26 protein-coding genes, 2 pseudogenes and 1 riboswitch are annotated in these 26,952 nt (G+C 65.3%); of the genes and pseudogenes, 18 read left to right on the top strand and 10 right to left on the bottom strand.

Annotation, left to right across the window (positions count from 1 at the left end):
• Positions 1–138: 138 nt before the first annotated feature.
• The gene (locus J7I85_RS15280) at positions 139–888 is read right to left on the bottom strand and encodes a response regulator transcription factor (protein WP_214853157.1); all 750 of its coding nucleotides are present in this window, start codon (positions 886–888) and stop codon (positions 139–141) included.
• 257 nt (positions 889–1,145) lie between these two features.
• On the opposite strand from J7I85_RS15280, the gene J7I85_RS15285 reads away from it, so the two are divergent.
• The 3 genes from J7I85_RS15285 (at position 1,146) to J7I85_RS15295 (ending at position 3,040) form a co-directional block, all read left to right on the top strand.
• Entirely contained in the window at positions 1,146–1,514 is a 369-nt protein-coding gene (locus J7I85_RS15285; protein ID WP_214853159.1) for an Hpt domain-containing protein, read from the top strand.
• Positions 1,515–1,809: 295 nt separating this feature from the next.
• Positions 1,810–2,859, top strand: coding sequence for a glycosyltransferase family 2 protein (locus J7I85_RS15290; RefSeq protein WP_308159507.1), 1,050 nt, complete (start codon positions 1,810–1,812; stop codon positions 2,857–2,859).
• A gap of 7 nt (positions 2,860–2,866) precedes the next feature.
• Entirely contained in the window at positions 2,867–3,040 is a 174-nt protein-coding gene (locus J7I85_RS15295; RefSeq protein WP_214853162.1) for a hypothetical protein, read from the top strand.
• A 38-nt stretch (positions 3,041–3,078) separates the two neighbouring features.
• On the opposite strand, the gene J7I85_RS15300 is transcribed toward J7I85_RS15295, so the two are convergent.
• On the bottom strand, positions 3,079–4,467 hold the full coding sequence (locus J7I85_RS15300; RefSeq protein WP_251024395.1) for a hypothetical protein: 1,389 nt from the start codon (positions 4,465–4,467) through the stop codon (positions 3,079–3,081).
• Positions 4,468–4,756: 289 nt separating this feature from the next.
• Positions 4,757–4,831: riboswitch (cyclic di-GMP riboswitch) on the bottom strand.
• Between the two features lie 222 nt (positions 4,832–5,053).
• On the bottom strand, positions 5,054–5,869 hold the full coding sequence (locus J7I85_RS15305; protein WP_308159508.1) for an SGNH/GDSL hydrolase family protein: 816 nt from the start codon (positions 5,867–5,869) through the stop codon (positions 5,054–5,056).
• A 286-nt stretch (positions 5,870–6,155) separates the two neighbouring features.
• Here J7I85_RS15305 and J7I85_RS15310 point away from each other — a divergent pair, with 286 nt between their 5' ends.
• Complete coding sequence (locus tag J7I85_RS15310; protein WP_214853164.1) at positions 6,156–6,626, top strand: hypothetical protein; 471 nt, start codon at positions 6,156–6,158, stop codon at positions 6,624–6,626.
• Positions 6,627–6,842: 216 nt separating this feature from the next.
• Here J7I85_RS15310 and J7I85_RS15315 read toward each other — a convergent pair.
• Positions 6,843–6,929: pseudogene (locus J7I85_RS15315) on the bottom strand (recombinase family protein); the annotation flags it as partial.
• 123 nt (positions 6,930–7,052) lie between these two features.
• Positions 7,053–7,961, bottom strand: a complete 909-nt coding sequence (locus tag J7I85_RS15320; RefSeq protein WP_214853166.1) for a LysR substrate-binding domain-containing protein — start codon at positions 7,959–7,961, stop codon at positions 7,053–7,055.
• Between the two features lie 168 nt (positions 7,962–8,129).
• Between J7I85_RS15320 and J7I85_RS15325 the strand changes: the two genes are divergently transcribed.
• The 7 genes from J7I85_RS15325 (at position 8,130) to J7I85_RS15355 (ending at position 16,451) form a co-directional block, all read left to right on the top strand.
• Entirely contained in the window at positions 8,130–9,233 is a 1,104-nt protein-coding gene (locus J7I85_RS15325) for a tartrate dehydrogenase (protein WP_214853168.1), read from the top strand.
• A 1-nt stretch (position 9,234) separates the two neighbouring features.
• The gene (locus J7I85_RS15330) at positions 9,235–10,401 is read left to right on the top strand and encodes a glycerate kinase (RefSeq protein ID WP_214853169.1); all 1,167 of its coding nucleotides are present in this window, start codon (positions 9,235–9,237) and stop codon (positions 10,399–10,401) included.
• Between the two features lie 62 nt (positions 10,402–10,463).
• Positions 10,464–11,783: a 2-hydroxycarboxylate transporter family protein gene (locus J7I85_RS15335; RefSeq protein ID WP_251024396.1), complete on the top strand. Its 1,320-nt coding sequence runs from the start codon at positions 10,464–10,466 to the stop codon at positions 11,781–11,783.
• Between the two features lie 97 nt (positions 11,784–11,880).
• Positions 11,881–12,153, top strand: coding sequence for a hypothetical protein (locus J7I85_RS15340; protein ID WP_214853174.1), 273 nt, complete (start codon positions 11,881–11,883; stop codon positions 12,151–12,153).
• A gap of 43 nt (positions 12,154–12,196) precedes the next feature.
• Positions 12,197–13,141 (top strand): phosphoglycerate dehydrogenase, encoded by a 945-nt coding sequence (locus tag J7I85_RS15345; protein WP_214853177.1) that lies wholly within the window; start codon positions 12,197–12,199, stop codon positions 13,139–13,141.
• Entirely contained in the window at positions 13,138–13,722 is a 585-nt protein-coding gene (locus J7I85_RS25935; protein ID WP_374102480.1) for a PhzF family phenazine biosynthesis protein, read from the top strand. Before J7I85_RS15345 ends, J7I85_RS25935 begins: the two co-directional genes overlap by 4 nt.
• 125 nt (positions 13,723–13,847) lie before the next feature.
• Positions 13,848–16,451 (top strand): bifunctional lysylphosphatidylglycerol flippase/synthetase MprF, encoded by a 2,604-nt coding sequence (locus tag J7I85_RS15355; protein ID WP_214853178.1) that lies wholly within the window; start codon positions 13,848–13,850, stop codon positions 16,449–16,451.
• Positions 16,452–16,535: 84 nt separating this feature from the next.
• Here J7I85_RS15355 and J7I85_RS15360 read toward each other — a convergent pair whose 3' ends face one another.
• Positions 16,536–17,270 (bottom strand): SDR family NAD(P)-dependent oxidoreductase, encoded by a 735-nt coding sequence (locus tag J7I85_RS15360; RefSeq protein ID WP_214853180.1) that lies wholly within the window; start codon positions 17,268–17,270, stop codon positions 16,536–16,538.
• A 258-nt stretch (positions 17,271–17,528) separates the two neighbouring features.
• Between J7I85_RS15360 and J7I85_RS15365 the strand changes: the two genes are divergently transcribed.
• The 5 genes and pseudogenes from J7I85_RS15365 (at position 17,529) to J7I85_RS15385 (ending at position 22,127) form a co-directional block, all read left to right on the top strand.
• Positions 17,529–18,569: an NAD(P)-dependent alcohol dehydrogenase gene (locus tag J7I85_RS15365; RefSeq protein WP_214853182.1), complete on the top strand. Its 1,041-nt coding sequence runs from the start codon at positions 17,529–17,531 to the stop codon at positions 18,567–18,569.
• Positions 18,570–18,784: 215 nt separating this feature from the next.
• A pseudogene (locus J7I85_RS15370) lies at positions 18,785–19,965 on the top strand (MFS transporter).
• Between the two features lie 264 nt (positions 19,966–20,229).
• Entirely contained in the window at positions 20,230–21,162 is a 933-nt protein-coding gene (locus J7I85_RS15375) for a DUF695 domain-containing protein (protein WP_214853184.1), read from the top strand.
• 375 nt (positions 21,163–21,537) lie between these two features.
• On the top strand, positions 21,538–21,708 hold the full coding sequence (locus J7I85_RS15380) for a hypothetical protein (protein WP_214853186.1): 171 nt from the start codon (positions 21,538–21,540) through the stop codon (positions 21,706–21,708).
• Entirely contained in the window at positions 21,708–22,127 is a 420-nt protein-coding gene (locus J7I85_RS15385) for a nuclear transport factor 2 family protein (RefSeq protein ID WP_214853187.1), read from the top strand. The genes J7I85_RS15380 and J7I85_RS15385 overlap by 1 nt, the downstream gene beginning before the upstream one ends.
• Positions 22,128–22,146: 19 nt before the next feature.
• On the opposite strand, the gene trxB is transcribed toward J7I85_RS15385, so the two are convergent.
• The 4 genes from trxB to J7I85_RS15405 all read right to left on the bottom strand — a co-directional run bounded on the left by trxB (position 22,147) and on the right by J7I85_RS15405 (position 24,974).
• Entirely contained in the window at positions 22,147–23,166 is a 1,020-nt protein-coding gene (gene trxB, locus J7I85_RS15390; protein WP_214853189.1) for a thioredoxin-disulfide reductase, read from the bottom strand.
• Between the two features lie 38 nt (positions 23,167–23,204).
• On the bottom strand, positions 23,205–23,639 hold the full coding sequence (locus J7I85_RS15395; protein ID WP_214853191.1) for an arsenate reductase ArsC: 435 nt from the start codon (positions 23,637–23,639) through the stop codon (positions 23,205–23,207).
• Positions 23,640–23,916: 277 nt separating this feature from the next.
• Positions 23,917–24,627, bottom strand: a complete 711-nt coding sequence (locus J7I85_RS15400) for an MIP/aquaporin family protein (protein WP_214853194.1) — start codon at positions 24,625–24,627, stop codon at positions 23,917–23,919.
• On the bottom strand, positions 24,624–24,974 hold the full coding sequence (locus J7I85_RS15405; protein ID WP_214853256.1) for a metalloregulator ArsR/SmtB family transcription factor: 351 nt from the start codon (positions 24,972–24,974) through the stop codon (positions 24,624–24,626). Before J7I85_RS15405 ends, J7I85_RS15400 begins: the two co-directional genes overlap by 4 nt.
• Before the next feature lie 458 nt (positions 24,975–25,432).
• On the opposite strand from J7I85_RS15405, the gene J7I85_RS25075 reads away from it, so the two are divergent.
• Both J7I85_RS25075 and J7I85_RS25080 read left to right on the top strand, forming a co-directional pair.
• Positions 25,433–26,641, top strand: a complete 1,209-nt coding sequence (locus tag J7I85_RS25075; RefSeq protein WP_308159510.1) for a serine hydrolase domain-containing protein — start codon at positions 25,433–25,435, stop codon at positions 26,639–26,641.
• Entirely contained in the window at positions 26,545–26,871 is a 327-nt protein-coding gene (locus J7I85_RS25080) for a DUF3471 domain-containing protein (RefSeq protein ID WP_308159514.1), read from the top strand. The genes J7I85_RS25075 and J7I85_RS25080 overlap by 97 nt, the downstream gene beginning before the upstream one ends.
• Positions 26,872–26,952: the final 81 nt, after the last annotated feature.

The following is a 26,952-nucleotide window of genomic DNA, read 5'->3' on the forward strand; positions in this document are numbered from 1 at the left end:
CTTCGCGAGCAAAATCGGAGGGCATCCGCCTGCCGGCCCTCCGCCGTCGTACGCTTCCGACGGCGGGTGGCCGCCCGCCGTCGAACGCTCACCTTCTCGAGCCCGGTTTCCGGGCGTCTTCGCCTGGAATTCCACGTATCAGCGAGGCGTCATCCTGTAGCCAAAACCGCGCGCCGTTTCGATCCAGCGCGGGTTCGCCCTTGATTCCCCTAATTTCCTGCGAAGGTTACCGATGTGGTTGGGCACGATCCGGGAAGCTCCGTCATCTCTGTAGGCTCCGGCTGCCGTCGTGATGTGGCCCTGAAGGATTCCCGCGAGGTCGGCCCCAGTCCGCACGGTGCGTCCGCCTTCCATCAGGGCACGCAGAAGGTCGAATTCGGAGGGCGTCAGGGCTATCTCAACGCCGTCAGCCTCAACTCTCCTGGTCTGGGGGCTCAGACGTAGTCCATTGTGTTCGAGGATGGTCAGGCCGGCAGCCTGCGTACCAGCGCGTGGCCAGGAAGCCTCGTTGTCGGGTTTGCGGGGTCTGCGCATCAGCGCCTTCACCCGATGTTTCAGTTCGCGCGGCCGGAAAGGCTTCGTCACATATTCGTCTGCGCCGGATTCCAGGCCCATGAGCATATCGATCTCTCGCGACCTGGCCGTGACCATGAGGATACGGGTATCGCTGAACACCCGAATCTGACGCGCAACTTCGAAACCATCAATATCCGGCAGGCCAAGGTCGAGCGTGACGAGTTCGGGGCGCAGCGACCGAACGGCTTCGACCGCGTCCGCTCCACGTTCGCAGGCGTGAACCGCGAAGCCGCTCTGGCTGAGGATTAAGGTGATGATGCCACGGGTTTCGGCTTCGTCCTCAATTACCACCGCCGTTTGCACCCTGTTCACGTACCCTTCTGTGAGTTGCCTCGAGCACGCTAGCACCCCGCCGGAAGGTCAGGGGTGCCAATTTCACCGTCTTGACGCAATCTTGAGTAAAAACAAAACAGTTCTTGATTTACGGCGGGAAACGTTGAGTGAGCCGCTGCCGCACGCAATCGATTTGGTGAGTACCACCCGAAAAAGTTCGCTTCTCGGGCGCGGCAACCTCGAGTAAATGATGCCCCTGCTGCATCTATTGGTCCGCATCATGGAAAAGAAAAAATATGAGTGAAGAATTGTTTGCCGTGCTGGATCCGAATCCGCTCTTGTGCCTAGTTGAGGATGCCGGAGCGGAAGTAGCGGAGGGCTTCTTCCGAACATATCTGCAGATGCTTCCCGTGCGCACGGCCAAGCTCACCCGCGCCCTCTTGGGCGGGAACCAGGAAGCAGCCCTCGATGCCGTGCTTAGCCTGAAATCGACGTCACGTATGGCTGGTGCGGTGCGGTTGGCACGGCTATGTGCGGAGCTTGAGGGAAAAGTAAGAGCTGGCAGCGTCGTCTGCAGATCCGCAGAATCCAGTTTGCTTGAGCAGCAACGGCTGATCATGGAGTACGCCGGCGCCCAGGTCCGCGTGCCGGTAGCCACTCCCTAAACCATTTACGTTTTTGGTTTGGCGGCGCATAGCGAGGGAATCACATTTTACCGTGCGCTAAATCACACTTCCTTGCAAATCAATACCGATGCTGAATCCTTGATCTTTTCTTGAGCCTTTCCGTAACTCTTCCTGCGTTTTGCGATGGAAATGTTCACTCCATGCAACTCACAAACTACAGCACCTCATACGCTATTTTTATAATGAGCCTCACAAATAGACAGCCTGCCTCTATCAAGTTCAACAGGGTCATTTGCAGATGACGGGCCGAAGGAGACACCGCGCGCAAGGGGGCGTGGTAACCGTACTGGTTCCGGCTCACAATGAAGCCGCCGGAATAGCAGAGACGCTCAGGTCGCTGCGGAGTCAGAGCTACCGCCCTGACCGGGTCATCGTCATCGCTGATAACTGTACGGACCTGACAGAGGACATCGCCTTGGCTGAAGGGGCCGAGATCATGAGGACAACTGGCAATCAGGATAAGAAGGCGGGCGCGTTGAACTTTGCGCTCGACCGCATGTTGCCCGATACCGCACCCGAGGACCTGATCCTGGTTCAGGACGCAGACTCTCAACTCGCCCACGACTTCATCGAACGGGCCGTCTCCCACCTGAGGGCCGACGATCTCCTTGGCGCCGTGGGAGGCATCTTCCAAGGTGCGCCCGGGTCAGGTTTCGTCGGTCACTTGCAGCGCAACGAGTACGCCCGCTACGCCCGGGACGTCAAACGGCTGCATGGCAAATGCCTGGTGGTCACAGGAACAGCTGCCCTGTTCAGGGCCCGGACCCTTGTCGATGTCATGAGCTCCAGGCTCGCCGGATCACTTCCGCCGGGCAATGGCCGCGGCGGGGTGTACGACACCTCAGTCCTGACCGAAGACAACGAACTCTCCTTCGCCCTGCTGACCCTTGGCTACAGGATCAAGTCTCCCGCGGACTGCACACTCGTCACCGAGGTCATGCCCTCATGGCGGGAGTTGTGGGCCCAGCGGCTGAGGTGGAAACGCGGGGCGGTGGAGAACTGCGTCCAGTACGGCTGGACTGCGGTGACCAGGCCCTACTGGGGGCGCCAGGCCCTCTCCATGTCGGGCGTGCTGATCACGGCGCTCTACTTTGGCACGATCGCCTTTGCACTGGCCACGGGAAACGGGCTGCACGTACATCCGTTCTGGCTCGCCGTGACCGGTGTCTTCGTGATCGAGCGCGTCGTGACCGTGCGCTACCGGGGATGGAAATACATGCTCGCCGCCGCCACGATGTACGAAATGGTGATCGACCTGTTCCTGCAGGCGGTCCACGCGAAGGCCTACAGTGATGCGCTCTTCAAGAAAAAGAAAGTCTGGTAACACACATATGTACAACAACTTGGCAGCACCCGCCGCAGCAGGTATCGGGGGCAGCGCCCTGGCATTCACAGGCGCCGGAGACGCGCTTTGGCTGGGGCTGGCCGCCTTCGCAATGGTGGCACTGGGGACGGCAATCAAGCGTATTGTCCCGGCCCGGCGGGAAGCCGGCCCGAAGGGCTGAACTCCTGCCCCGGGATCGCCACTACCGGCTCTTCACATTCATCGCACCCGCGCAGTGGGTGCTGAGAACCGAATGGCGGCCGTGTAGCCCGAAAGAGACCCGGAAACGCGGACTTTGAGGGTGTCTGCCCTGTCGGCCGCCACGAGGCGGTAGGTCCTCCCGGTTGCGCCGGTAATGACCACGCCGCTGCGGTACCACTGGAAGCGCAGCGTTGTTCCTGGCGTCCAGGCCCCGGAATTGGCTGTCAGGACATAGCCGGCGCGCAGAATCCCGCTGACAGCCGGAACCGGGGCCTTGAGGGTTCCGGCTGCCACAGGGGCCGTAACGGCCGAGGTTTTCGCTGCGGGCTGGTAGCCCGGTTTGATCCCTGTGATGCGGATGCTCATTTTCTTTCCGGCGTCCGCAGCTATCAGCCGGTAGGTCGCCGCGGCGGCTCCCGTAATCGGAACACCCGAGCGGTACCACTGGTACTTATAGACCGTGCCAGTGGTCCAGATGCCCGGGCGGACGCCAAGGGCAGACCCCACCTTCACAGTTCCGGTCACGGAGGGTGCAGATGCTGCAAGTGTGCCGGGACGAACCGGGGCAGTCGGGGCGGAATGCCGCGAAACCAACTGTCCGTCTGCCGTGGAGCCGGTCACGCTAACGCCGACCGCCTTGCCCAGGTCCACTGCGGTCAGGGCGTAGGTCGGGCCCGTCGCCCCGGGAATCGGGGCGCCGGCCCGGTACCAGCGGTAGGCGGTCCCGGGCCCGGAGGACTCGGTTCCCGTGCTGGCCGTCAACGCTGCACCGACGTTCGGTGCCCCGGCGATCGCGGGAACGGGAGCAGCCGCCCCGTAGAGCTCAGTGGTGGCCGATGCCGCAGATGTGAAGCTGAAATCGCGGATGGTGACCGTTTCCGGTTTCACATGTGCAGGATCCCCGCCTCCGCTGCCAACGACCCACAGATTGAAATGGATTCGCTCGCGTGCCGGCACGGGGACGGTGGAACCCTCCAGGACGGTTCGCTTCAGCAGGGCGCCGGAGTAGCCCTCCCCTGCGTACGTCTCAAAGGTCAGCTTCCCCGGCGCCCAGGTCATTCTGTGGGTGAGGACGGGGTTGGCGGTGACGGGGAAGTCTACGGTGTTGTTGCCTTCACCAGGCAGTTTGCCCGCATCGAACCAGTATCCGTGGCCTTGGCTGACCGGCCAGGACTGGCCATAGGCAGAACCACCGCCCCACGCGGAGGCCTCGCACAGGTCGATCTCGTTATACCCTGGCCCCGCCTCAGCATCGTAGGTGAACAGGCAGCCCCAGACCGCCTCCTTTTGAAGGCTGCTGACGTCCTTCTCGACGGTGGTGCTGTAGGTTCCGTACCCGAACCCTTGGCGCGTTGACTGGAATTCCGCTCCTGCTGGTGCACTGCCACTAGGATTCGTGATGCTCATAGTGATAAAACCATTGCTGTCAGGACCACTGACATTTGCCGGGTCAAATGACTTGTTGAACTGCGGCGCTCCATTCCAGGAGCGCCTTTCCCAGTTCTGGCCTTTCCAGCTGAAATCTCCCTGTGGGCCGGGATCGGCACTGAGCGAACCGGCAGCAGCCTCAGCCGCAGGGGACGGCCCTGCTCCTGAGAGCAGGAGAAGGGCTGACAATCCGATGCTGCCCAGAACTTCCAACGCTTTCCGTGACCGCTGACGGATTGTGGTGAGTTGCATTCTTCAGCCCCTGCCGTTCGGTAGCCCGGCTGACCCAAGGGGCCCCGTGGCTTTGCGTCACCGGCTCGCGCCGGCTTTGCCCTTATCGATGAGCGGTTGCCCACACGGTAGATCGTGCCGAGACCATCCCTCGCGGCCTGACACAGGTCGATTATCGAATGGCCCCTCTCCCAAGACACGCAGGGTCGGCACAGTTAATCCACAGGATTTACGCACTGCAGCCAGCAAAAAAGACGCGCTTCCACCCTCCTAGGCAGAGTGCGCGGCCGAGGACATGCAGTCACGGAGAAAGTGCAAGGCCAAGAGGACCCCGTTACGCCAGGAACTCCGCTGTTGCTTTGGCAACCTTGCGCACGGCATAAACCGGTGCGAACACCGGCCGCTTGGGCAGCAGGGGTGCCGGCACCGGGTGGTCGTGGGCGCCCGGCAGTGGGATGCGCGGCGGCGCGATGCGCTGCCACGCCCACGGCAGGAAGTAGGTCCGCGCCCAGGCAAGGTCCCCGGCACGGGCGTCGCGCCAGTTGCTGAGCGGGAGGGCCTTTGGCTCCAGCGGCTGCAGCGAATGCTGCACCTGCAGGGTGTCCAGCACCTGCATGGCGATGGTGTGGTGGCCCAGCGGCGAGAAGTGCAGCCGGTCCGGGTCCCACATCCGCGGATCCCTGAGTCCGGGCACGGTCCACAGGTCCACCAGTAGGCAGTCGTGGGCGGCGGCGACGATCCGGATGTTCTCGTTGAAGATGGCTATCCGGGAGCGGCTCCGCCCCAGGATCGGCGTGCGCCGCCAGTCCGGCCCGGCGAACAGCATGATGGTGGCGCCGGTGGCACTCAGCCGTTCCACACCGGCCTCCAGCTTGGCCGCCAGCTTGTCCGGATCGGTCCGGTGGAACACCATGTCGTTCCCGCCGGCCGACAGCGTGATCAGATCCGGTTTCAGTTCCAGCGCCGGCTCGATCTGCTGATTAAGTATCTGGTCCAGGAGTAGGCCACGGATGGCCAGGTTGGCGTAGGCAAAGTCTTTCCGCTCCGCGCTGAGCTCCTCTGCCACCCGGTCCGCCCAACCCCGGAGCCCTCCGGCGCAGCGTTCCTCGGGGTCGCCAACGCCCTCGGTAAACGAATCTCCGATTGCCACATACCGGCTCCAGGGGTGTGGGGCCGTTGCGTCCGCAGCGAAGTTCCGGGGTCCAAAGTGGCCGATGTGTTTCATCGCCTCGTCCTCTCCCTTGCGCCCCTGGCGCGGTACGCCTGTGGCGTTATCCAAGGAACGTTCGAGCCCCGCGGGAAATTCCTGAAAAGTTCCCCTTTTGTGAAATATTTCCGCCAGCCGGGTCGGCTGCCGGCCCTGGGGCAGCCACCGCCCTTGATGCTAGATTCGTTCGTGGTGCCTGCGCCCCTCTGACCTGCAAGGAGCTTCCAAAATGCTGATCGGCGGCCTTCCAGCCCACATTCTCCTGGTCCACGGCGTCGTCGTCTTCGGGCCGCTCGCCGGCCTGGGGGCCGTCGTCTTCGGACTGGCCGGCCGGACCCGCCGATATCTCGCCTGGCCGCTGGGCGTGCTGGCACTGATCCTTGCCCCGATGGCGCTCATCACTGCGCAGGCCGGTGAGCAGCTGCAGGAGACCCGTGGCGCCACCGACGCCATCCAGGCCCACGCCCGGCAGGGCGACATCCTGAAGATCGCCACCGTCGTCTTCTTCTTTGTTGTGGTGCTGATGCTCGCCGCCACCTTCGCGCCATGGGCCGAGCGAATCCCCGCGCTGGCCGGGCTCCAGCGTTCTCGTCCCGCCCGAATCGCGGCCCTTACCCTGGGCGTGCTCGCCGGGCTCTTTGTCACCTACCAGAGCGTGATCGCCGGGCACTCCGGCTCGTTCTCGGTGTGGGGCGGGTAGCCGGACGGGAACGGCAAAATGGTCGACTATTCAGCGGTCGCCCAGCGGGCCCCCAAGGTGGCCCCAGCTTTCCCCAAGGCATGCGAGACAGAGTTGTCTCACTCAGCACAGGCCGGCTGTCACGGGCAAATGATGGCAGGTCCAGTCGCCGGGCCCGAAATGTACCCCATGCGTTCCGGGCCTGGCGGAAAGGCTCTTTCGTCAGTGCCATTGCTGTAACCGGTCGATCCGCCACACAACAACGGTGTCGCCCTCCGCGGCGTACTCGAGGAGCCTTTTCATTCCAGGCCGCTCAATGGCCGTGAGATGCGTTTCCGAGACGTAAGAAGTCCGGCTTTCCGCCAACTCGATGCCACTCGACGTCTCATCTGAGCTCGGGAGACGTGTCTTGAAAAGCTGAAGTTTTTGGAGACACTGTCCTGCCGCTCAGCGCGTGTTGAGGCGGGCGGTGAGGCCTTCACGGAGGTGGTCAATGACCGCATTGATTCGTCGGGGGGTCTGTGTCGTTGCGGAGTAGAGGGCGTGGATGTCGGCGTCGGGGGTTGGAACATCGTCGAGGACCTGGCGGAGCTTCCCGCTTTGGATGAGGGGGTTGACGTGCCAGCTGGAGCGCATGATCAGTCCGAGGCCTTGTTCGCACCAGCCGGTGACGACGTCGCCGTCGTCGCTGACCATGTTTCCGTTGACGCGTACGAATTGTTGCTGGTTTCCGGCCCCGAACCGCCAGAGGGCGTAGTCGGCGTTGTTTTCGCGCAGCACGATGCAGTTGTGGTGTTCGAGGTCCTCGACGTTTTGAAGCGGCGGATTGTTTTCCAGATATTGGGGAGCGGCGCAGACGATCCTGCGGTTCCGGGCGAGGAGCTTGGCTTTGAGTCTGGAGTCCTCCAGTGCCCCGACACGGATGGCGATATCGAAGTTCGTGCCGGAAATGTTCAGCGGCAGGGCGGAGAGTTCCAGATCGACGTGGATCCGCGGGTGTTCGAGCACGAATTCACCAAGCAGCGGTGCGATGTGGGCGCGCCCGATGCCCAGCGTGGAGTGGACGGTAATCCTGCCTTTGAGCTCGCCGTGCTGGTGCGAGACCAGGTCTTCGAGGTCGGCTTTCTGTTGCAGGATGGACAGTGCCCCGGCGGCGTAGCGGTGCCCTTCTTCGGTCAGCGTCAGCCGGCGGGTACTGCGCCTGATGAGCGTCACGCCGAGGCGCGCTTCCAGTGCGCTGAGGCGTTTACTGACCGAGGCCACACCTTTGCCCCAGGTCCGGGCGGCTTCAGTCAGGCTCTGGGAGCGGGCGATCTGCTCAAAGAACTCCAGATCATCTATCTGGTACAGGTCCATAGCCGATTCTTTCTTTTCAGGAAAAATTGCATTGTCTCACAGCCTCTTAATCGCAGGCTTCTTGTTTCGTACGCTTGTGTGACAGGAAGCACACGGCCGAAGTACTTGCCATCTGAGGGCACCCCGACCCGGGACAACGGCGTTCGCAACACGAGAAGGACCATGATCATGACCAGGACACACCGCATCGCAGTCATCGCCGGAGATGGCATCGGCCAGGAAGTTGTGCCCGAGGGCCTGCGGGCACTGGAATCAGCCGCCGAGGCGTTCGACTTCAAGCTGGAGACCACGCAGTTCGACTACGCGAATGCCGACTACTACACCAAGCACGGCAAGATGATGCCGGATAACTGGTTCGAAGAGCTGAGCACTTTTGATGCGATTTTCTTCGGCGCCGTGGGCTGGCCGGACGTCGTCCCGGACCACGTCTCGCTCTGGGGCAGCCTGCTCCAATTCCGCCGCGGTTTCGACCAGTACGTCAGCCTCCGCCCGGTAAAGCTGCTGGCAGGAATGGACAGCCCCCTGGCCGGCCGTGTGCCCGGGGACGTGGACTTCTACGTCGTACGGGAGAACACCGAGGGCGAGTACTCCAGCATCGGCGGGAAAATCTTTGAAGGCACCGACCGCGAAACGGTAATCCAGGAAACCGTCATGACCCGCACAGGTGTGGACCGGATCCTGAAGTACGCCTTCGACCTGGCCCAGAGCCGGCCGAAGAAGCACCTCACGTCCGCGACCAAGAGCAACGGCATTTCCATCTCGATGCCCTACTGGGATGAACGCGTGGAGCAGATGGCCAAAGGCTTCACCGACCTGAAGGTCGACAAGTACCACATCGATATTTTGACGGCTAACTTCGTGATGCACCCGGACTGGTTCGACGTCGTAGTCGCCAGCAACCTGTTTGGCGACATCCTCTCGGACCTGGGCCCGGCCTGCACGGGGACCATCGGCATCGCCCCGAGCGGGAACATCAACCCCGAGCGAAAGTTCCCCAGCCTTTTCGAACCGGTCCATGGCTCCGCGCCGGACATCGCCGGCAAGGGCATCGCGAACCCGGTCGGCCAGATCTGGAGTGCTGCGATGATGCTCGAACACCTCGGCGAACGAGGGGCCGCGGCAGCTGTCCAGCAAGGTTTCGAAAACGTCTTGGCACGCGGCGGCAAGCACATCCTCACCCCGGATCTGGGCGGCGAAGCCACCACGGAAATCCTGGGCAAGACTGTCGCCGAAGAGATCACGGCCGTGGCCCTGACCGCAACGGACCACTGAAATGACCGTTATCCCAATCGAAGACCGGCTCCGCGTCAGTGGAGCAGGTCTCTCGGTGCTCATCGCGCCGGACAAGTTCAAAGGCTCCTTGACCGCATCCCAGGTGGCCCGGGCCATCGCCCATGGCCTCCGCAAGGAACAGCCTGGACTGAATGTGATCGAATTGCCGGTCGCCGACGGGGGCGACGGGACCCTGGATGCTTTTCTCGCCAGCGGATACGTCGCGCATCCGATTTCCGTGACCGGACCGGATAACGATCTCCAGCCCTCGACCCTGGCTCTCAAGGACGGCACGGCCGTGATCGAGACCGCACTGACCTCAGGCCTGGCCATGCGCGGTGACCGGCCGTTGTCCCCGCTGAGCGGCACGAGCCGCGGCGTCGGTGATGCCATCTTGGCAGCCCTCGGCGCCGGGGCGCGCAGGATCATCATCGGCCTCGGGGGCAGCGCCTGCACCGACGGAGGAGCGGGCATGCTCCAAGCCCTGGGCGTTTCCCTCCGCGACGGATCAGGTGCGGTCCTGTACCCCGGCGGGGTCAGCCTGCTGGATCTGCACACGGTCGACATCTCCGGGCTTGATCCACGAATCTGGGATACGGAGATCATCCTGGCCACCGACGTCACCAACCCGTTGTGCGGTCCGGACGGCGCCGCCGCCGTCTACGGCCCGCAAAAGGGCGCCAGCAGCGAGCACGTCACTGTCCTTGACCGGGCGCTTGGCCATTTCGCCTCTCTTGTCGCCCCCGAAGCCGCGCACCTTCCCGGTGCCGGTGCCGCGGGCGGCATCGGTTACGCCGCGCTGGCGGTGCTCGGCGCCACGGCCCGCCCGGGAATCGAACTGATCATGGAACTGCTGGACTTCGAATCCCATCTGGCCGGCGCGGACCTCGTCATCACCGGCGAAGGCCGCCTGGACGATCAGTCCTTCCACGGCAAAGCACCGATGGGCGTGCTGATGGCAGCAGCCCGGCACAACATCCCCACCATCGCCGTATGCGGGTCCAGCCAGCTCACGCCGGCACCCCGTCACCCGGACTTCGACACCATTCACGCGATCACGGACATAGCACCGGATATTGCCACGGCCATCCGCAACGCTGAACCGCTGCTCGAACGCCTCGCAGCACAAATCACGGTCCGGAAGCGATCCGCCCGGTCCGCAAACTAACGGACAAGACACCTACACCCGGGGCAGCGACGCCCACCCTCCCAATGAAGCGAGAAACCACTATGAGTACCACCATAGAAAGCACGGAAGCTCCAGCACGGGTCCCCCGGTTCCAGCTGGGCGGAGTGCCACTGATTGTCCCGGTCATCATGGCCGGCATCGTCATCACCGCCGGCGCCCTCGACGCGGTCCCCGCCAACATGATCGGCGGCCTGGCAATCATCACAGCCTTCGGCATGCTGCTCGGCCCGCTGGGCAACCGGCTCCCGGTCATCTCCAAGATCGGCGGCGGCGCCCTGGTCTGCCTGATGGTCCCGTCCCTGCTCGTCTACTTCGGCGTCTTCAACGCCAACATGCTCGAAGCAACCACGGCCCTGATGAAGGAAGCCAACTTCCTCTACTTCGTCATCTGCACCCTGGTCGTCGGCAGCATCCTTGGCATGCACCGGACCATGATGCTCCGGGCCCTGGTCCGCATCTTCCCACCCCTCGTCGCCGGAACGGCCGCGGCCGTAGCCGCCGGCATCGGCGTCGCCATGCTCTTTGGCTACAGCTTCGAACGCGCCCTGTTCTACATCGTGGTCCCCATCATCGGCGGCGGTATCGGAGAAGGCGTCATTCCCCTCTCCGCCGCCTACGCCAACGCTCTGGGCGGAACGCCCAAGGACTTCATCGCGCAGCTGATCCCAGCCGCTGTCATCGGCAACATCGTCGCCATCATCCTCGCCGGCATGCTCCGCCGCCTAGGCGAACGCAAAGCCCACCTCGACGGCGGCGGCATGCTCGTCAAGCCCAAGAAGGGCTCCAACGACACCGAGATCTTCGAGGCCGCCAACCACGACACCGTCCAGGCCAACCCGAACTACGCCATGGGCATCCTGCTCATCTGCGGCATGTTCGTCCTGGCCAGCCTCGCCGAACCCTTCCTCCACCTGCCCGCACCGGTGCTGGTCATCGTCTTCTCCGTCATCCTCAAAGTCGCAGGCATCGTCCCGGCCAGCGTCGAAGGCTCCGCCCGCGCCGTCTACGCCATCATCTCCAAGCACCTGATCTACCCGACCATGATCGGACTCGGGATGCTCTACGTGCCGATGGCAGACGTCATCAGCGTCCTCTCCATCGGCTACGTCGTCACCTGCGCGGCAGTCGTGATCACCATGGCCCTCGTCGGCTTCTACGTCGGCAAGGCCCTGGGCATGTACCCGGTGGACGCCTCCCTCGTCACCGTCTGCCACAGCGGGCTCGGCGGCACCGGCGACGTCGCCATCCTCTCCGCATCCAACCGTATGAACCTCATGCCCTTCGCCCAGATCTCCACCCGCATCGGCGGCGTCACCACCGTCATCTCCGCAGCGTCCCTGATCCACCTGACCGCCGGCTAAACGGCCACCACCCACTCCACAGCAGAACCACCCGGGGAGGCGGAACCATACCGGTTCCGCCTTCCTGCACCTACAACAACCTGACGGGACCCCTCCGATGGACACAACCCAGACACCGACGGCACAGCCCACCCGCCACGGCTACCGACGCTCAGTCGTGGCCGACTGGCGCGAACTCACCCCCGGCGACAACATCGTGCTGCTGAGCCCTGACCAGGGCGGAACGCCGTTCGCCGGAGCCGTCGATGCCATCTCCGCCGACGGCTCCCTCATCTGGCTCCTCCAGGGCGGCTGCGAAGGGCGCCGCATCTTCCACCGCCACGACGGCTACAAAACCCTCATCGACCCCGCACCGGAACCGTCCGCTTAGCGGCGTCTCACCGCACCATCACATAGAAAGGACGCACCTGACCGTGGCGCGCATCCTGATCACCACCGACTACCTCACCGCCGGCGACGAGATCGACACCCTCCTGCGCCGGCACGGCCACGAACCCGTCTACTCTCCCTACACCGGACCCAGGGAACCCGCCGACCGGGAAACCCTGTTCAACGGCGTCGACGGCGCCATCCTCGCCAGCGAACCAGTGACCGGGAACATGCTCACCGACACGGCCCGCCTCAAGGTCCTGGCCCGCAGCGGCGTCGGCTACGACTCCATCGATGTCCCCGCCGCCACCGCGCTGGGGATCCGCGTCTGCAACGCCCCAGGCACCAACCACCACTCCGTCGCCGAGCTGACCATCGGCCTGGTCATCATGGCAGCACGCCGCCTCGCCGAGGTCACCACAGCCGTGCAACAGGGCCGCTGGCCCCGCGGGGCCGGCCACGAACTGCGCGGATCAACCCTCGGCATCATCGGCTACGGACCCAGCGGCCGCGCAACAGCCCAGATCGGGGCCGCCCTCGGAATGACCGTCCAGGTCAGCACTTCCCACCCGGATGCCGACGACCCGGCCGTGCACTTCACCGACCTCGACACCGTCATCCGGAACGCGGACTATCTGTCCCTGCACACGCGGGCCGGCCACAGCACGCGGCGGCTCATCGACGGCCCCCGGCTGCAAACGATGAAGCCGACAGCAGTCCTCATCAACACCGCCCGCGGCTCCCTCGTGGACGAAGACGCACTGGCCAAAGCCCTGCGCACCGGCACCATCGCCGGCGCCGCCCTCGACGTTCTCGAGAACGAACCCTTGCCCCTGAACAGTCCGCTGCGGGGCCTGGACAACCTGACCATCACCTCACACCTCGCGGGCCAAACAGCGCAAGCGCGGACACGGGCCGCCCTGGCAGCGGCCCACGCCATCATCGATGTGCTTGCCGGCCGCGAACCAGACCACCCCGTCGACCGATAACCCCTCATCCGAACGCCGACTACAAGGTACGCATCTTCACCCCACGGGCAGAAGTACCTTTCGCCGGACACCCCACACTCGGCACTGCCCCATGCGTGGCTGGAGAAGGGCGGATAGCCGCGGGACCCAAAACAGCTGGTCCAGGAATGCGGGGCAGGCCTGGTCAACGTCCGGAACGACGGCGGAGAACTCGCCTTCGCCGCCCCGCCCCTGCACAGGTCCGGCACGGCCGAGCACGACGTACTGGACCAGGCCAGCAAGAGCCTCGGCATCGACCAGGTCCTCGGCAGCAACTGGGTGGACAACGGCCCCGGTTGGCTTGGGATCCGCCTGGCTTCCGCCAAGAGGTCCTCGACCTCCGCCCCGACTTCGCGACCATGGACCAACTGAACATGGGAGTCATCGCAGCGAACAAGAACGCCGGACCAGCAGACTACGAAGTCCGGGCCTTTGCGCCGGGCCACGACGTGACCGAAGACCCCGTCACGGGTCGGCGGCGCCTGCCGCACCAACATCAACGGCCACGTCGGCCGCAAAAAGAGGCTTCGAAGCGGCCCTTTTCGGCAAAACGACGACCCTGATGACCTTGGCCCAACTGGCCAGCAGTTGTTGTCGTTTTGAAGGCTCATAACGACAACAACTGCTGGTCAGTTGGGCTGCGGCGTGTGGAACAATCGAATAGCCCTTTGAAAGGAGCCCTCCACCCATGCGGCAGCCGGACCAGGGACGGCGGGTACCCTCCGGCTACCGGACGCCTGCGGGGAGGGCCCGGGTACTGCACGGCTCCCCCGCCACCCTCACCTTCGTTGCTCTCTTCTGGGCCACTGGTGCGCTGTCCGCCAGCATCCGGTTCGGCCCGCCGTCGTTACTTCTGCCCCATGTGGCGGCCACCTCGCATTCGGTGCCGGATCACTGGTGGGCCCTGATGCTCTCCGCGTTCTGGGAGCGGGACCTGGCCGGGTACGTGGTGGGCACGCTCGTGGTGCTTCTTGCCGGGCTGCCCTTGGAGCGACGTCTGGGATCCCGGAAGTTCACGATATCCGCGCTCGGCGGGCACGTGCTGGGGATCCTGGCGACGCTCGGCTTTCTCGCCGCCGCCCGAGGCCTGATGGGGAGCTGGATCCGCGACCTGAGCGGGCACTTCTTTGTGGGGCCGAGCGCACTGGCCTGCGCGGCCGTGATGGCTGCGACGGCGGCCCTTTCCACCCTGTGGCGGCGCCGGATCCGCGTGGTTCTCCTCGCCGTGCTGCTGCTGTTTGCGATGTACGCCGGCGGGTTCGAGGACCTGGTCCGGCTAGGGGCAGCCGCGGCGGGAGGGCTGCTTGGCCCGGTGCTGCTGGGCCGCTGGCCGCGCTTCGGCAGGCCCGCCGTCTCCCGCCACGAGGCCCGGATCCTCGTGGCACTGCTCCTGACGGTAGCGGCTGTGGGACCGGTGGTGGCAGGGCTGGCACCGCACGCCGTCGGACCTCTTTCTGTGCTGAAGTTCCTGTTCACCAACATCCAGCCCGTGGACCCCGCGGCGCTGCAGGCGTCCTGCTCCCGGCCAGCCGGCCTCAGGGACTGCGCCGCCGCGCAGCTGCAGCTGCGGGCGGGGGCGGGCGGAATTTTCATGGCCATCCTGCCGTCGTTCCTGCTGCTCCTGTTCGCTGACGGCCTGCGGCGGGGGCGGCGGTTCGCGTGGGCGGGCGCGCTCCTGATCCATGCAACGCTGTCCCTGCTGGCCGCCGTCACCATCGCCGGCGTGCTGCTGCCGCCGCCCGGCCCGGGTTTGCCCGCCCGCGAGGGTGTGGGCGGGATCGAGCTGTCGGGCTACTCGCACCCGCTCAGCCTGGTGCTGCCGATGCTCCTGCCCGTCTTCCTGGCGGTGCTCCTGCTGGCCGGCCGGAGCCTGTTCCCGGTGCGGGCTCCGCACGGAACGTACCTGCGGCTGGCGCGCCGGGTTCTGGTTGGCCTGGTTCTGCTGAGCCTCGCCTACGTGGGCCTGGGCCTGGCTTTGGCGGATGGTTTCACTCCCGTGCCCGGCCTGCCTCAGCTTCTGGCCGACGTCCCGGACAGGTTCCTTCCCCTCGGCTTCCTGGTGGACCGCTCACCGGCATTCTTCCCCGAAAGCACCGCCGCCGTCGTCCTTTACGAAAGCATCGGCGTCGCATTCTGGGCGTGGACCGGAGCACTGCTGCTCCGGACGTTCCTGCGTCCGGCGCACGGCCGGCACAGCGCGGACGAGGAGCGTGCCCGGCGCATCCTAAAGTCGCACGGCGGCGGCTCGCTCTCCTGGATGACCACGTGGAGCGGGAACAGCTACTGGTTCTCCGGCTCGAGCTTCATCGCATACCGCGTGCTCAGCGGGGTGGCCGTGGCACTCGGGCCGCCCGTCGGGCCGCCGGCCGACCGGCAAGCCGCGTTCACGGAGTTCGCCCGTCACTGCCGGTTCAACGGATGGACGCCGTGCTTCTACTTCGTGCCGGACGAGCTCCGCGGCATGGCCGGATCGCTGGGCTGGGGCTCGGTGCAGGTGGCGCAGGAAACCGTGCTGCGGCTGGACCAGGTGTCCTTCCGCGGCAAGAAGTTCCAAGACATCCGCACGGCGCTGAACCGGGCGGCGAATGCGGGAATCCGCGCGGAGTGGACGTCGTTCGGCCAGGCGCCGATCGCCGTGCAGGCCCAGATTGAGGCCATTTCCGAGGAGTGGGTGGCGGACAAGAAGGTCCCGGAAATGGGCTTCACGCTGGGCAGCCTGGACGAGCTGGACGACCCCGAGGTCCGCTGCCTGCTCGCAATCGATTCAGACCACACCGTGCATGCCGTGGCGTCGTGGCTGCCGGTGTACCGCAACGGATACGTGGTTGGCTGGACGCTCGACTTCATGCGGCGGCGCGGTGACGGTTTCCGCGCGAGCATCGACTTCCTCATCGCGTCGGCTGCGCTGAGCCTGCAGGACGAGGGCTGCGAATTCATGAGCCTGTCCGGTGCGCCGCTGGCACGGGTGCCTGCTTCGTCCGCTGGGGGCGGGGCCTCCGGCGTCGGGTCCGCTGCTTCTGCGTCCGCCGGGGGTTCCAGCGGGGCCGACGCAAACGGCGCCCTGGACCGGATGCTCGACTGGCTGGGCGCAGCGCTGGAACCGGTGTACGGGTTCAGGTCCCTGCTGGCGTTCAAGGCGAAGTTCAAGCCGGACTACGAGCCCATGTACCTGCTGTATCCGGACGCGGCCGCCCTGCCCGCGATCGCCAACGCCATCACCCGTGCGTACCTGCCGTCGATCAACCTGGGCCAGGGCCTCACCCTGGTGCGCGGCCTCCTCACCCGCCGCTGACCCAACGCACCCAACTGGGTCGCAGCTGAGGGCGTTCCCAGCGCTGAGAACGCCCTCAGCTGCGACCTACTTGGGCTGACGGGCCTACTTGAGTGCGAAGCCCGTGTGCCGTTCCAGCGCGTCGAGCAGCTCAGCCTGGAACGCCGCGTCATTCGCGGCCGGATGAGGCTGCCGGCGCTGCTGGTGGAACCAGTAGCCTCCGGACACGTGGTCTTCAGCAAACTCCCGGGTGGCCAGCCACACCTGCGTGACGTGCCCCAGCTCCAGGTCATCGGGCGCACTGCGTCCGCCCATCCGGGTTGGTACCCAGCCTGGATCGACGGCGTTGCTTTCGACGTCCGGCCAACGCTCGGCCACCGCGGCCGAGAGCGCAGTGACGTACAACTTGCTGTCCGAGTAGGCCGCCGGCCGCGTGGCCGCGTTCGTCCAGTCGATTCCCTGAAGGTCTGGCGAGCCGGACCGGTGCATGCCGCTGCTGATATACACAATGCGACGCGGCCGAGCCATGAGCGCGGTCAGGATGTACGGCGCGACGGTGTTCACCGCAAAGATCTGATTGCCGCTGTACACACCGGCGTTATGGATGACCGCATCGAACGGGCCAAACTGGTCGGCCTGTTCCGCCACGCGTGCCGTCGCGGTGAGGTCGGCCAGGTCTCCGATGACGGTCCCCAAAGCCTGGTCCCTGACCTCGCCGGCACTTGCGAAGCGCGACTCATCCCTGGCGTGCAGGACCACTTCATGGCCCTGCTGAAGCAGCGCCCGGGCAGCATTCAGCCCCAGTCCGCCGGCAGAGCCGGTGATGAATATTCTCGCCACTGTTTCACAGTAGTCGGGACACCCCGGCGTCTGGCAGGCACTGACAGGGCCTCCCTCCGCAGCCGCAGTCTCAGTAGGGTGGATATGAACAAAGTCCCGTGCTGTCCGCCACAGACGGGAAGAGATTTGGGGGTCCCTGTGGTTACCCCTTTCAGCAGGGTCTGCCTCACGCCACGGCGATGGGGTTTAGTAGATGAAAGAAACGGCCGATCCCTTTCATCTGCGGCCCGTTCCACCACACCGACAAACAGGAGAACCATGCCTACCGTCAACGCTTACGCCGCGCCCTCCGCTTCCGAGGACCTCATCCCCACCACCATCGAACGCCGCGACGTCGGCCCCCGCGACGTCCTCATCGACATCAAGTACGCCGGCATCTGCCACTCCGACATCCACACCGTCCGCGGCGACTGGGGCCCGCAGCAGTACCCGCTCGCGCCCGGCCACGAAATCGCCGGCATCGTCACCGAGGTCGGCTCCGAGGTGACCCGGCACAAGGTTGGCGACCGGGTCGGCGTCGGCTGCATGGTCAACTCCTGTAAGGAGTGCGCCAACTGCCTCGCCGGCGAGGAGCAGTACTGCCTGAAGGGAATGGTCGGCACCTACGGCGCCGTTGACCGCGACGGCACCATCACCCAGGGCGGCTACTCCACGCACGTCGTGGTAACCGAGGACTTCGTCGTCACCATACCCGAGGGCATCGAGCTCGACGTCGCCGCTCCCCTGCTGTGCGCCGGCATCACCACCTTCTCCCCGCTGCGCCGCTGGGGCGCCGGCCCCGGCAAGAAGGTCGCCGTAGTCGGCCTTGGCGGCCTTGGCCACATGGCTGTGAAGCTCGCGCACGCCATGGGCGCCGAGGTCACCGTGCTGTCCCAGTCCCTCAAGAAGCAGGAAGACGGCCTGCGCCTGGGTGCCGACCACTACTACGCCACCAGCGACGCCGGCACGTTCGAAGCCCTCGCCGGCAGCTTCGACCTGATCATCAACACGGTCAGCGCCTCGATCGACATCAGCTCCTACCTGCAGCTGCTGTCCCTCGACGGCACGCTGGTCAACGTCGGTGCCCCGGCCGAGCCGCTCCCGGTCAACGCGTTCGCACTGATCGGCGGACGCCGGGCCTTCGCCGGTTCCATGATCGGCGGCATCCGCGAAACCCAGGAAATGCTCGACTTCTGCGCCGAACACGGCCTCGGCGCCGAGATCGAGGTCATCCCGGCCAGCAAGATCAACGAAGCCTACGAGCGCGTCCTCGCCTCGGACGTGCGCTACCGCTTCGTGATTGACACCGCCACCGTCTAAGGCGATAAACGCCCGACGGCGGGCCGGTCCCTTAAGGGGCCGGCCCGCCGTCGGCCTTTCCAACCCGGGGCAACGGACAGACGACGCCAAATACGAAACTTTCAGGAACATACGTGACCCAAGAACTCCCCGGCTCCGAAACACCGACGCAGACCCCACGCAGCAAATCAGCCACCCGCTCCGACGCATCCAATCCGCCGGCCCGCACCGCACGGATCCCGCGGGCAGGCCTGCTCATCCTGGCCATGGCAGGGTTCACCGCCGTCACCACCGAGCTCCTGCCGTCGGGGCTGCTCCCCCAGATCAGCCGCGACTTGGGCGTGGAGGAATCGGCCGTCGGCTCGCTGACCGCTGCCTACGCCGCCGTCATCGTTATCACGGCACTGCCCCTGTCGAGGTTCCTCGGTGCGCGGATGCCACGCAAGACCCTGCTGATCGTGACGGTGCTTGCCTTCGCGCTGAGCAACGTGCTGCTGGCCGCCAGCCCCAACCTGAGCCTGGCCATTGCCGCCAGGCTCCTCGGCGGCGTGGCCCACGGCCTGCTCTGGTCCAGCATGGCCCTTATGTTGCACGGATCGTGCCGGCGCATTCAGTTGGCAAGGCCATGGCAATCGTGTTCAGCGGCAACAGCGTCGCCCTCGCCGTCGGCGCTCCGCTCGGCACGATGATGGGGTCGGTCCTCTCGTGGCGCGCCTCTTTCCTTGTGCTGGCCGGTGTCGCAGCGCTCCTCGCTTTGCTGGCCATTAAGCTGCTGCCCCCGGCTTCCGACGCCGACCGGGACTCGGCGCCCTCAATGCGCGCAGCCATGGCGCTGCCGGGGGTCATCGCCGTCGCGACCGCCTGGCCGCTGCTGCTCCTGGGCCACTTCGCCCTGTTCACTTACATCGCCCCGTTCATCCTGGCCGCGGGCCTGCCCGACACCGCCACCGGCATCTCGCTGTCCGTCATCGGCGTCGCCAGCCTGGTGGGGATCTGGATTGCGGGCCTCACGGCGGACGCCCGTCCCCGGGGATCGGTCCTGACCGGGGTGGCACTGCTCCTGACCAGCTTCGCCCTCCTGCCCGCGCTCGGCGGCACGTGGACCGGGGCACTTGCGCTCCTGACCCTGTGGGGCATCACCTTCGGCGCGACCGGAATCTACAACCAGGCGGCAATCCTCCGTGCGGGCGGGGAGCACAAGGACGCCGCCAACGGGCTGGCCGTGGTGACCATCCAGCTGGGAATCGCCGTCGGCGCGGCGTACGGTGCCCTGGCCCTGAACACCGTCGGTGCTCTGCTGGTGCCACTTGCGGCGGCAGTTCCGCTGGCGGTGGCTCTGGTGATCATCTTCGCGAGCCGCCACCGCGGGTACCCGGCCGGTCCACGCGAAGGGTGTCTGGCCCGTTCACCCAAGTAACTGGCAGTTGTTGTCGTTTTGAGCGCTGAAAACGACAACAACTGCGAGCCAGTTGGGGCTGCCTCAAACTCTTGCGCAGATCTTGTGGCTACAGTGCCCGCTTCTTGAGTCTGGTGTTGAACGATCCTTTACAGCATCGTGTGGCGTCAACGAGGAGGTCCGATGGAGTCGGTGCGGCGGAGCAGCCGGACGGAGACGGAAGCCGTAGGCGCCTTCTTGCGGTGGTGGTCCGTAGCGGGAGCCGGCCTTATCACTGCAGCCGTCATGAGCGGCGTTTACGGCGACCTCCCGGAAATCATCGGTGCCATGGTGATGGCGATTCACCCCGAGCTGCGTTGGGAGACCGGCCCGGGCGCCCGATCGCAGCATCGCCTCTGTGTCACGGGCGGTGGGGACCCCCGGCTGCGGGTTCTGGCCGAGCGATGGCGGAGGGCGGCTCCTCCGCCCACTGAGACCTGGGAATTCGCCGCGGCCAGGGAGCCTCAACCCGGCATGCTCACTGGCACCCTCGAAGGTCTGGCGCAACCGGTGGACCTGGGGCTGGCCCGGATTGCGGTGGACTGGGACGACCGAAGCGCCCTGGCCGAACTGACGGTTTACCACCCAGCTTTCACGCGGATGAGCACCAACGACTGTCGCCTGGCCGGCCGCCTGCTGGTCGACTGGCTCCTCGGAGAAGACGATGTCCAGCGATGGGTAGGCGCCCTCAACGTGGCCCGGACCGATCCCCGCGATAGTCAGCCCGCCGCCGTCGTACCCGAATTCTTCCAGGCCGTGGCAACCCGGAACGCGAACCCCCGCTGGACGATACGGGAAGCCCAAACTTCCTCGGGGCACAGGGTGATTGTCTGCACCCTGCGGCCATTGCGGTGGGTTGATCATCCGCTGCTGGACCTGCACACCGCGGTCCGGATCAGCTATCGGCGGACCGGGCCGGACGGGTTGCCGGACGGCGACGCACTGATGGGGCTCCAAAATCTCGAAGCGGACCTCGGCGCGTTGCTGGGCTCACGCGGCGAGCTAGTGGCCTCAGAGACGTGCAACGGGCTTCGGATCCTGCACTACTACAGCGACTCCGAGGACCAGAACGGACGTGACAGCTTCGACCGCTTTGCCCGGGCCCGAAAAGAAGTCCAGGTGACCCACACCGGCGATCCGGGGTGGGCCGGGGTACAGAAATTTATCTCGGGCACATGAATGGCAGCCGGAGCCCGAGTTCTGGGGGGAATGCTCGCGGGTCCGGCTGCCATGCCCCGCAGCCGTCGAATTCGAGCGTACCGCCGTCGGGATAGCTTGATTCTGGCCGCGCGGACTTGGAAAAAGGATGGACAATGTGCCAGTCTTCGTGCCCCGGGCCACCAGATCTAGGGGTATGCAAGCGCTAACTCCCACTTCTCTTTTGGTCGAGGCCGGACGATAATTAGATCAATCTCCGGAGCTGGGCCGGCGGCGGTGTCGCCTGTCTGAGACCAAGGCGGCCCCCCCCAGCCGCCGCCGTCCCTTATATTCAGCCGCCGCCCTTCAAAGGCCGCCGTCCTCGACAGGCGCGATGGCGCGTCCTATTGTGAGGAAATGAGCGATGTTCCAGCCGACGATGCTCCGGCGCCAGACAAGGACAAAAGCACCAGGGACGGCCTGGCGGACGCACTTTCCCCCGTCGTAGCACCCGAAAGTACGGACGAGGAACGCTTCAAAGAGCCCAAGGAAACTCGACCCGCGGACGAGCGCGAAGCAGCGGACTGATGAGCGAGGTTGTAAACCGTCTGGCAGCGGCGATGAATGCCCACGACCTCGAGGCGGCCGCCGCGCTGTTCCATCATGACTACCGCAGTAGTCAGCCTGCCCACCCAGGCAGGGCCTTCGTTGGCCGTGCGCAAATGCATGCGAACTGGCAGGCGATATTCGCCGGTATCCCGGACTTCCACGCGGAGCTGCTTGGTTCAGTCGATGACGGGAACACCACGTGGAGCGAATGGCACTGGACCGGAAACCGCGCAGACGGGCAGCGGTTCCGGGCCCGTGGAGTCATCCTCTTCGAAATCGCCGGAGGCCTGATAACGGCCGGCCGGCTCTACATGGAGGAACTCGAAAACGAAGAGGAAGGCATCGAGTCAGCGGTGCACTCCATGTCGGGGCGGACGCCGGAGAAGCCGCAGGACTGACCCGCCCTATTCGGCGATGTCAGGCGTGGGTGGGCTCCTCCACCAGCGCCGTGGCAATGCTGTCCGCGTCCTCCAGCGCGGCCAAGTAGCGCTCCGCATCGAGGGCCGCCGCGCAGCCGGTGCCCGCAGCGGTGATGGCCTGGCGGTAGCGGTGGTCCACGGCGTCCCCACAGGCGAACACGCCACTCAGGTTGGTGCACGTGGTGGGCGAATCCACCTTGATGTACCCCTCGCCGTCGAGCTCCACCTGCCCGGCCAGCAGCTCGGTGCGCGGCACGTGGCCGATCGCTACGAAGAGCCCCGTGGCGGGCTGCGTCCGGGTTTCGCCGCTGCGCGTGTCTTTCAGCGTGACGCCGCTGACCTTGCCGTCGCCGTGGATCGCCGTGACGGCCGAGTTCCAGGCGAACGTGATCTTCGGGTTGTCCTTGGCGCGCTGCGCCATGATCCGGGAGGCGCGCAGCTCACCCTTGCGGACGACGACGGTCACGGACTTCCCGAAGCGCGTCAGGAAGGTGGCCTCCTCCATGGCGGAATCGCCGCCGCCCACCACGATGATGTCCTGGTCACGGAAGAAGAAACCGTCGCAGGTGGCGCACCAGGAGACGCCGTGGCCGCTGAATTTCTTCTCCTCGGCCAGCCCGAGTTCCTTGTATGCAGAGCCGGTGGCCAGGATGACCGCCGGGGCCTCATAGGTTTCGCCGCCGCCCGTGACCACGCGCTTGAGGTGGCCCTTGAGCTGAACCTGGGTGGCGTCGTCGAACACCACCTGCGCGCCGAACTTTTCGGCCTGCTGCTGCAGGCCGTCCATGAGCTCCGGGCCTTGGACGCCCTCCGGGAAGCCCGGGAAGTTCTCCACCTCGGTGGTGCTCATCAGTGCGCCGCCGGCCGTGACCGAGCCCGCCAGGACCAGCGGCTTCAGGCCCGCCCGTGCCGCGTAGATGGCCGCGGTGTAGCCGGCCGGGCCGGACCCGATGATGATCAGCTGCTCGGTGCTGGTCTTTTCAGCGACGGCGACCTCCGGCTTGGCGTTCTTGCTCACAGTTAGCTCCTTCTCTTCGGGCTCATTCACGGGGGCTGCTACTGGGCGTCGACGTGGCGGGCGGGCAGCAGCTCAGTGACCAGGGCTTCGATCCGGGTGTGGATCTCGTCGCGGATGGGGCGCACGGAATCGATGCCCTGGCCCGCGGGGTCCTCCAGCACCCAGTCCTCGTATCGCTTGCCCGGGAAGTACGGGCACTCGTCGCCGCAGCCCATGGTGATCACGACGTCGGACTCCTTGACCGCCTCGGTGGTGAGGACCTTGGGGACCTCGGTGGACATGTCGATCCCGACTTCGGCCATGGCTTTCACCGCGGCCGGGTTCACTGCTTCCGCGGGCTGGGAGCCGGCGGAGCGCACCTCGATCGCGCCCCTGGACAGGCTGGTGAGGAACGCGGCCGCCATCTGGGACCGCCCGGCGTTATGCACGCAGACGAACAGGACGGAGGGCTTCTTGGCGGGGTCGGCGGTCATGGTGTTCTCCTAGGTTGGTGGTCTGTAGGGCGGGATCGCGGAAAGAAGCGCCTGCCTGCCCACAGCGCCGCTTACACAAGTGCAACAAGAGCAGGCAGTTCAATCAAGAGCCGGTCAGTGGCAGCGCGGCAGTGGCTGAGCGGCGCCTGCCCGTCGTCTAGGGCGGGCAGGCGCGTGGATGTTCTGGTGTGCGGGAGCGGTCAGCAGCAGTCCTGGCCGTCCTCGCAGCACTCGTCGTCGCAGCAGCCGGAGTTCATCCCTTCACCCCCTCCCTTGGTCAGCGGGATTGGTCTTTGGCCGGCGGGTACTCGCTGGCCGGCGCAGGCGCTGCCGGCGCCGGGTACAGGGCACGTACCAGCACGAATCCCACGGCACCGCCGAGCAGCTGGGCCAGAATGAAGCCGGGCGCAGAGGCCGGGGCGATGCCCGCGAAGGTGTCCGTGATGGTCCGGGCAGCGGTTACGGCAGGGTTGGCGAAGCTGGTGGAACTGGTGAACCAGTAGGCCGCGGTGATGTAGCCGCCGACGGCGAAGGCCACCCGGTCCGTCCGGCCCGAGCGGAGGGTGCCGAACACGATGACCAGCAGCCCCGCGGTGGCGATGACTTCGCCCAGCCAGAGCCCGGCGCCGGTTCGTTCATGGTTTGAGAACGTCAGGGCGTCCAGCCCGAACATCAGGTTGGCCAGGACGGATCCGGCCAGACCGCCCGCGAACTGTGCCGCGATCAGTCCCGCCGCGGTCCGGGTGTCCAGCATGCCCAGCACCCGCTCGGCCAGCGTCACCACAGGATTGAACGACGCCGATACCGGCTGGAGCGCCACGATCAGCGCGACCAGTGCCGCGCCCGTGGCGAGGCTGTTCTGCAAAAGCTGCAGCCCGACGTCGTCCGGTGACAGCCGTGACGCCATCACGCCGGAGCCGACGACGGCCATGACCAGAAGAGCTGTCCCGGTGAACTCGGCAGCCGCGCGCCGCGCCAGCGTGCTCATTTGCTGTGGCCCCCGATCAGGGCAGCCAGGTTCGCCAGGGCATCGGTCCGCGCCCGGTAGTACACCCACACCCCCCGCTTTTCCCGCTCCAAGAGGCCGGCCGCGTGGAGGACCTTCAGGTGGTGGCTGATGGTGGGCTGCGAGAGATCGAAGGCGCCGTTCAGGTCGCACACGCAGGCCTCGCCGCCCTCATGCGAGGCCACCAGCGACATCAGCCGCAGCCGCACCGGGTCCGCCAGCGCCTTGAGCAGCGGCGCAATGCCTTCCGCCTCGGACGCGGACAAGGGTTCCCTGGACAACGGCGAACAGCAGGCGACCGCCTGGACCGGGGTGAGTTCCAAATTCATAGACACACGTAAATATTTACACTCATCTATGTCTTAAGCAAGATGAAGTTTTTGTACAGCTGTCGCGATTTCGAGGGCATTTAGCGCCCATCATCTGTACAAAAACTCGCAGGTCCGCGAACCGGGCACAGCACCATTACCGGCTGCCTGGTATCCATTGCTGGCTTCGGGTGCGGGGTCCACTATAGAGAAGAGCGGCAAGGCTCGCACCGACGGCAGCGCCCGTGGCCTGACGGATCTAGGGGGCACTCATGGACAAGACCGGCTCTGTTTTTCCAAACCGACGTGCTGTGCTGAAGGCAGCCGGGATTGGGGCGGCCGGTGTTGCCGGTGCACCCCTTCTGTCCGCTTGCACGGGCGTACCCACGCTGGCTACGCCATCGGGTTCGGCCTCCCTGCTCCCGGCCCCGCCGGGACAGATCGCACCATTGCTGGACGGGCCGAAAGTCACAAATGCCTTGGCCCAGCTCGACGGATTGATCCGAAATGCGATGGAACAGACCGGGCTGCCGGGAATGGCCGTGGCCGTGGTGTACCAGGACGAGGTGGTGTACTCCAAAGGCTTTGGGGTGCGGGAGGTCGGCAAACCGGAGGAGATAAGTCCTGACACGGTGTTCCAGTTGGCATCCGTGTCCAAGCCCATGGCGTCCACAGTGGTGGCAGGGGTGGTGGGGCGGCGCATGATCAACTGGACCGACCGCGTCATCGAACATAACAAGAACTTCGCGCTCAAGGATGACTACGTCACGAAGAATGCGAGCTTTGCCGATCTGTTGTCACACCGCAGCGGACTGAAAACGGGGTCCGGCGATCTGCTGGAAGACCTCGGATTCGATCGTGCGTACATCCTCGGGCACCTCAACCAGGAGCCCCTTGACACGTTCCGGTCCAGCTACAACTACAGCAATTTCGGCTATACGGAAGGCGGCCAGGCAGCAGCCGATGCGATGAAAATGTCGTGGGAGGATCTGGCAGACGAGATTCTTTTCCGGCCGCTGGGCATGTCCGCCAGCAGTTACCGTCACTCGGCCTATGAGAAAGCGTCAGACAGGGCAACCATTCATGTCCCGCTCGGGAACAAGGTGTGGGCAGCAAAACACCGTCGCGATGCCGATTCCGAGGCCCCGGCCGGGGGCGCGAATTCATCAGTGCGGGACTTGGCCAAATGGCTCCGGCTGCAGCTCGGCAAAGGCAGTTACGAGGGCAAGCCCGTTATTGATGCAGATGCCCTCCAAACAACTCACGTCCCCCATACAGTGTCCGGGCCGGCGTCGGCACCGGCCGCCCGCTCCCGTTTCTATGGGTTGGGCTGGAATGTCTCCTACGATGATCAGGCCCGTGCCCAAGTTGGGCACTCCGGGGCGTTCAATCTCGGCGCAGCCACCGCTGTCTCCATGCTTCCGGGTGAACAACTGGCAATCGTGGCCCTGACCAACGGAAGACCGCAGGGAATTCCTGAAGCAATTACGGCGGCTTTCTGGATACTGCGCAGCACGGATCTCCCACGGTGGACTGGCTGGCATTCACCGCGGCCGTCTTCAAACAAATCGATGAGTCCGAGAAACCTAAGATCGACTACACCAAGGTTCCGTCTGACCCCGCTCCTGCCAGGACAAACAGTGCCTACACAGGAACATATGCGAACTCCTACTACGGCCCGCTTGTAGTCCTCGAGCAGGGCGGCAAACTGGCCATGAGAATGGGACCGCCTGGCAGTCCCACAACATTGCCGCTCACCCACTTCGACGGCGACACCTTCAGCTTTGAATCCATCGGAGAGAACGCCAACGGCCTGGCCGGTGCACTGTTTGCGGAAACAGTCCGCGGGTCGTCGCCCCGCGTCACCCTGGACTTCTACGACAGAACCGGGCTGGGAACATTCACGCGGACCTCCTAGGCTAGGGACTCGTAGCGGGCAAAGTCCGTAGGCTTACTGCACACTGTCAGCCCGTGGCCCATCGGCCTGCTGCCAGCTAGC

It is taken from the genome of Arthrobacter sp. ISL-65, assembly GCF_018613795.1.
Classification (GTDB): Bacteria; Actinomycetota; Actinomycetes; order Actinomycetales; family Micrococcaceae; genus Arthrobacter.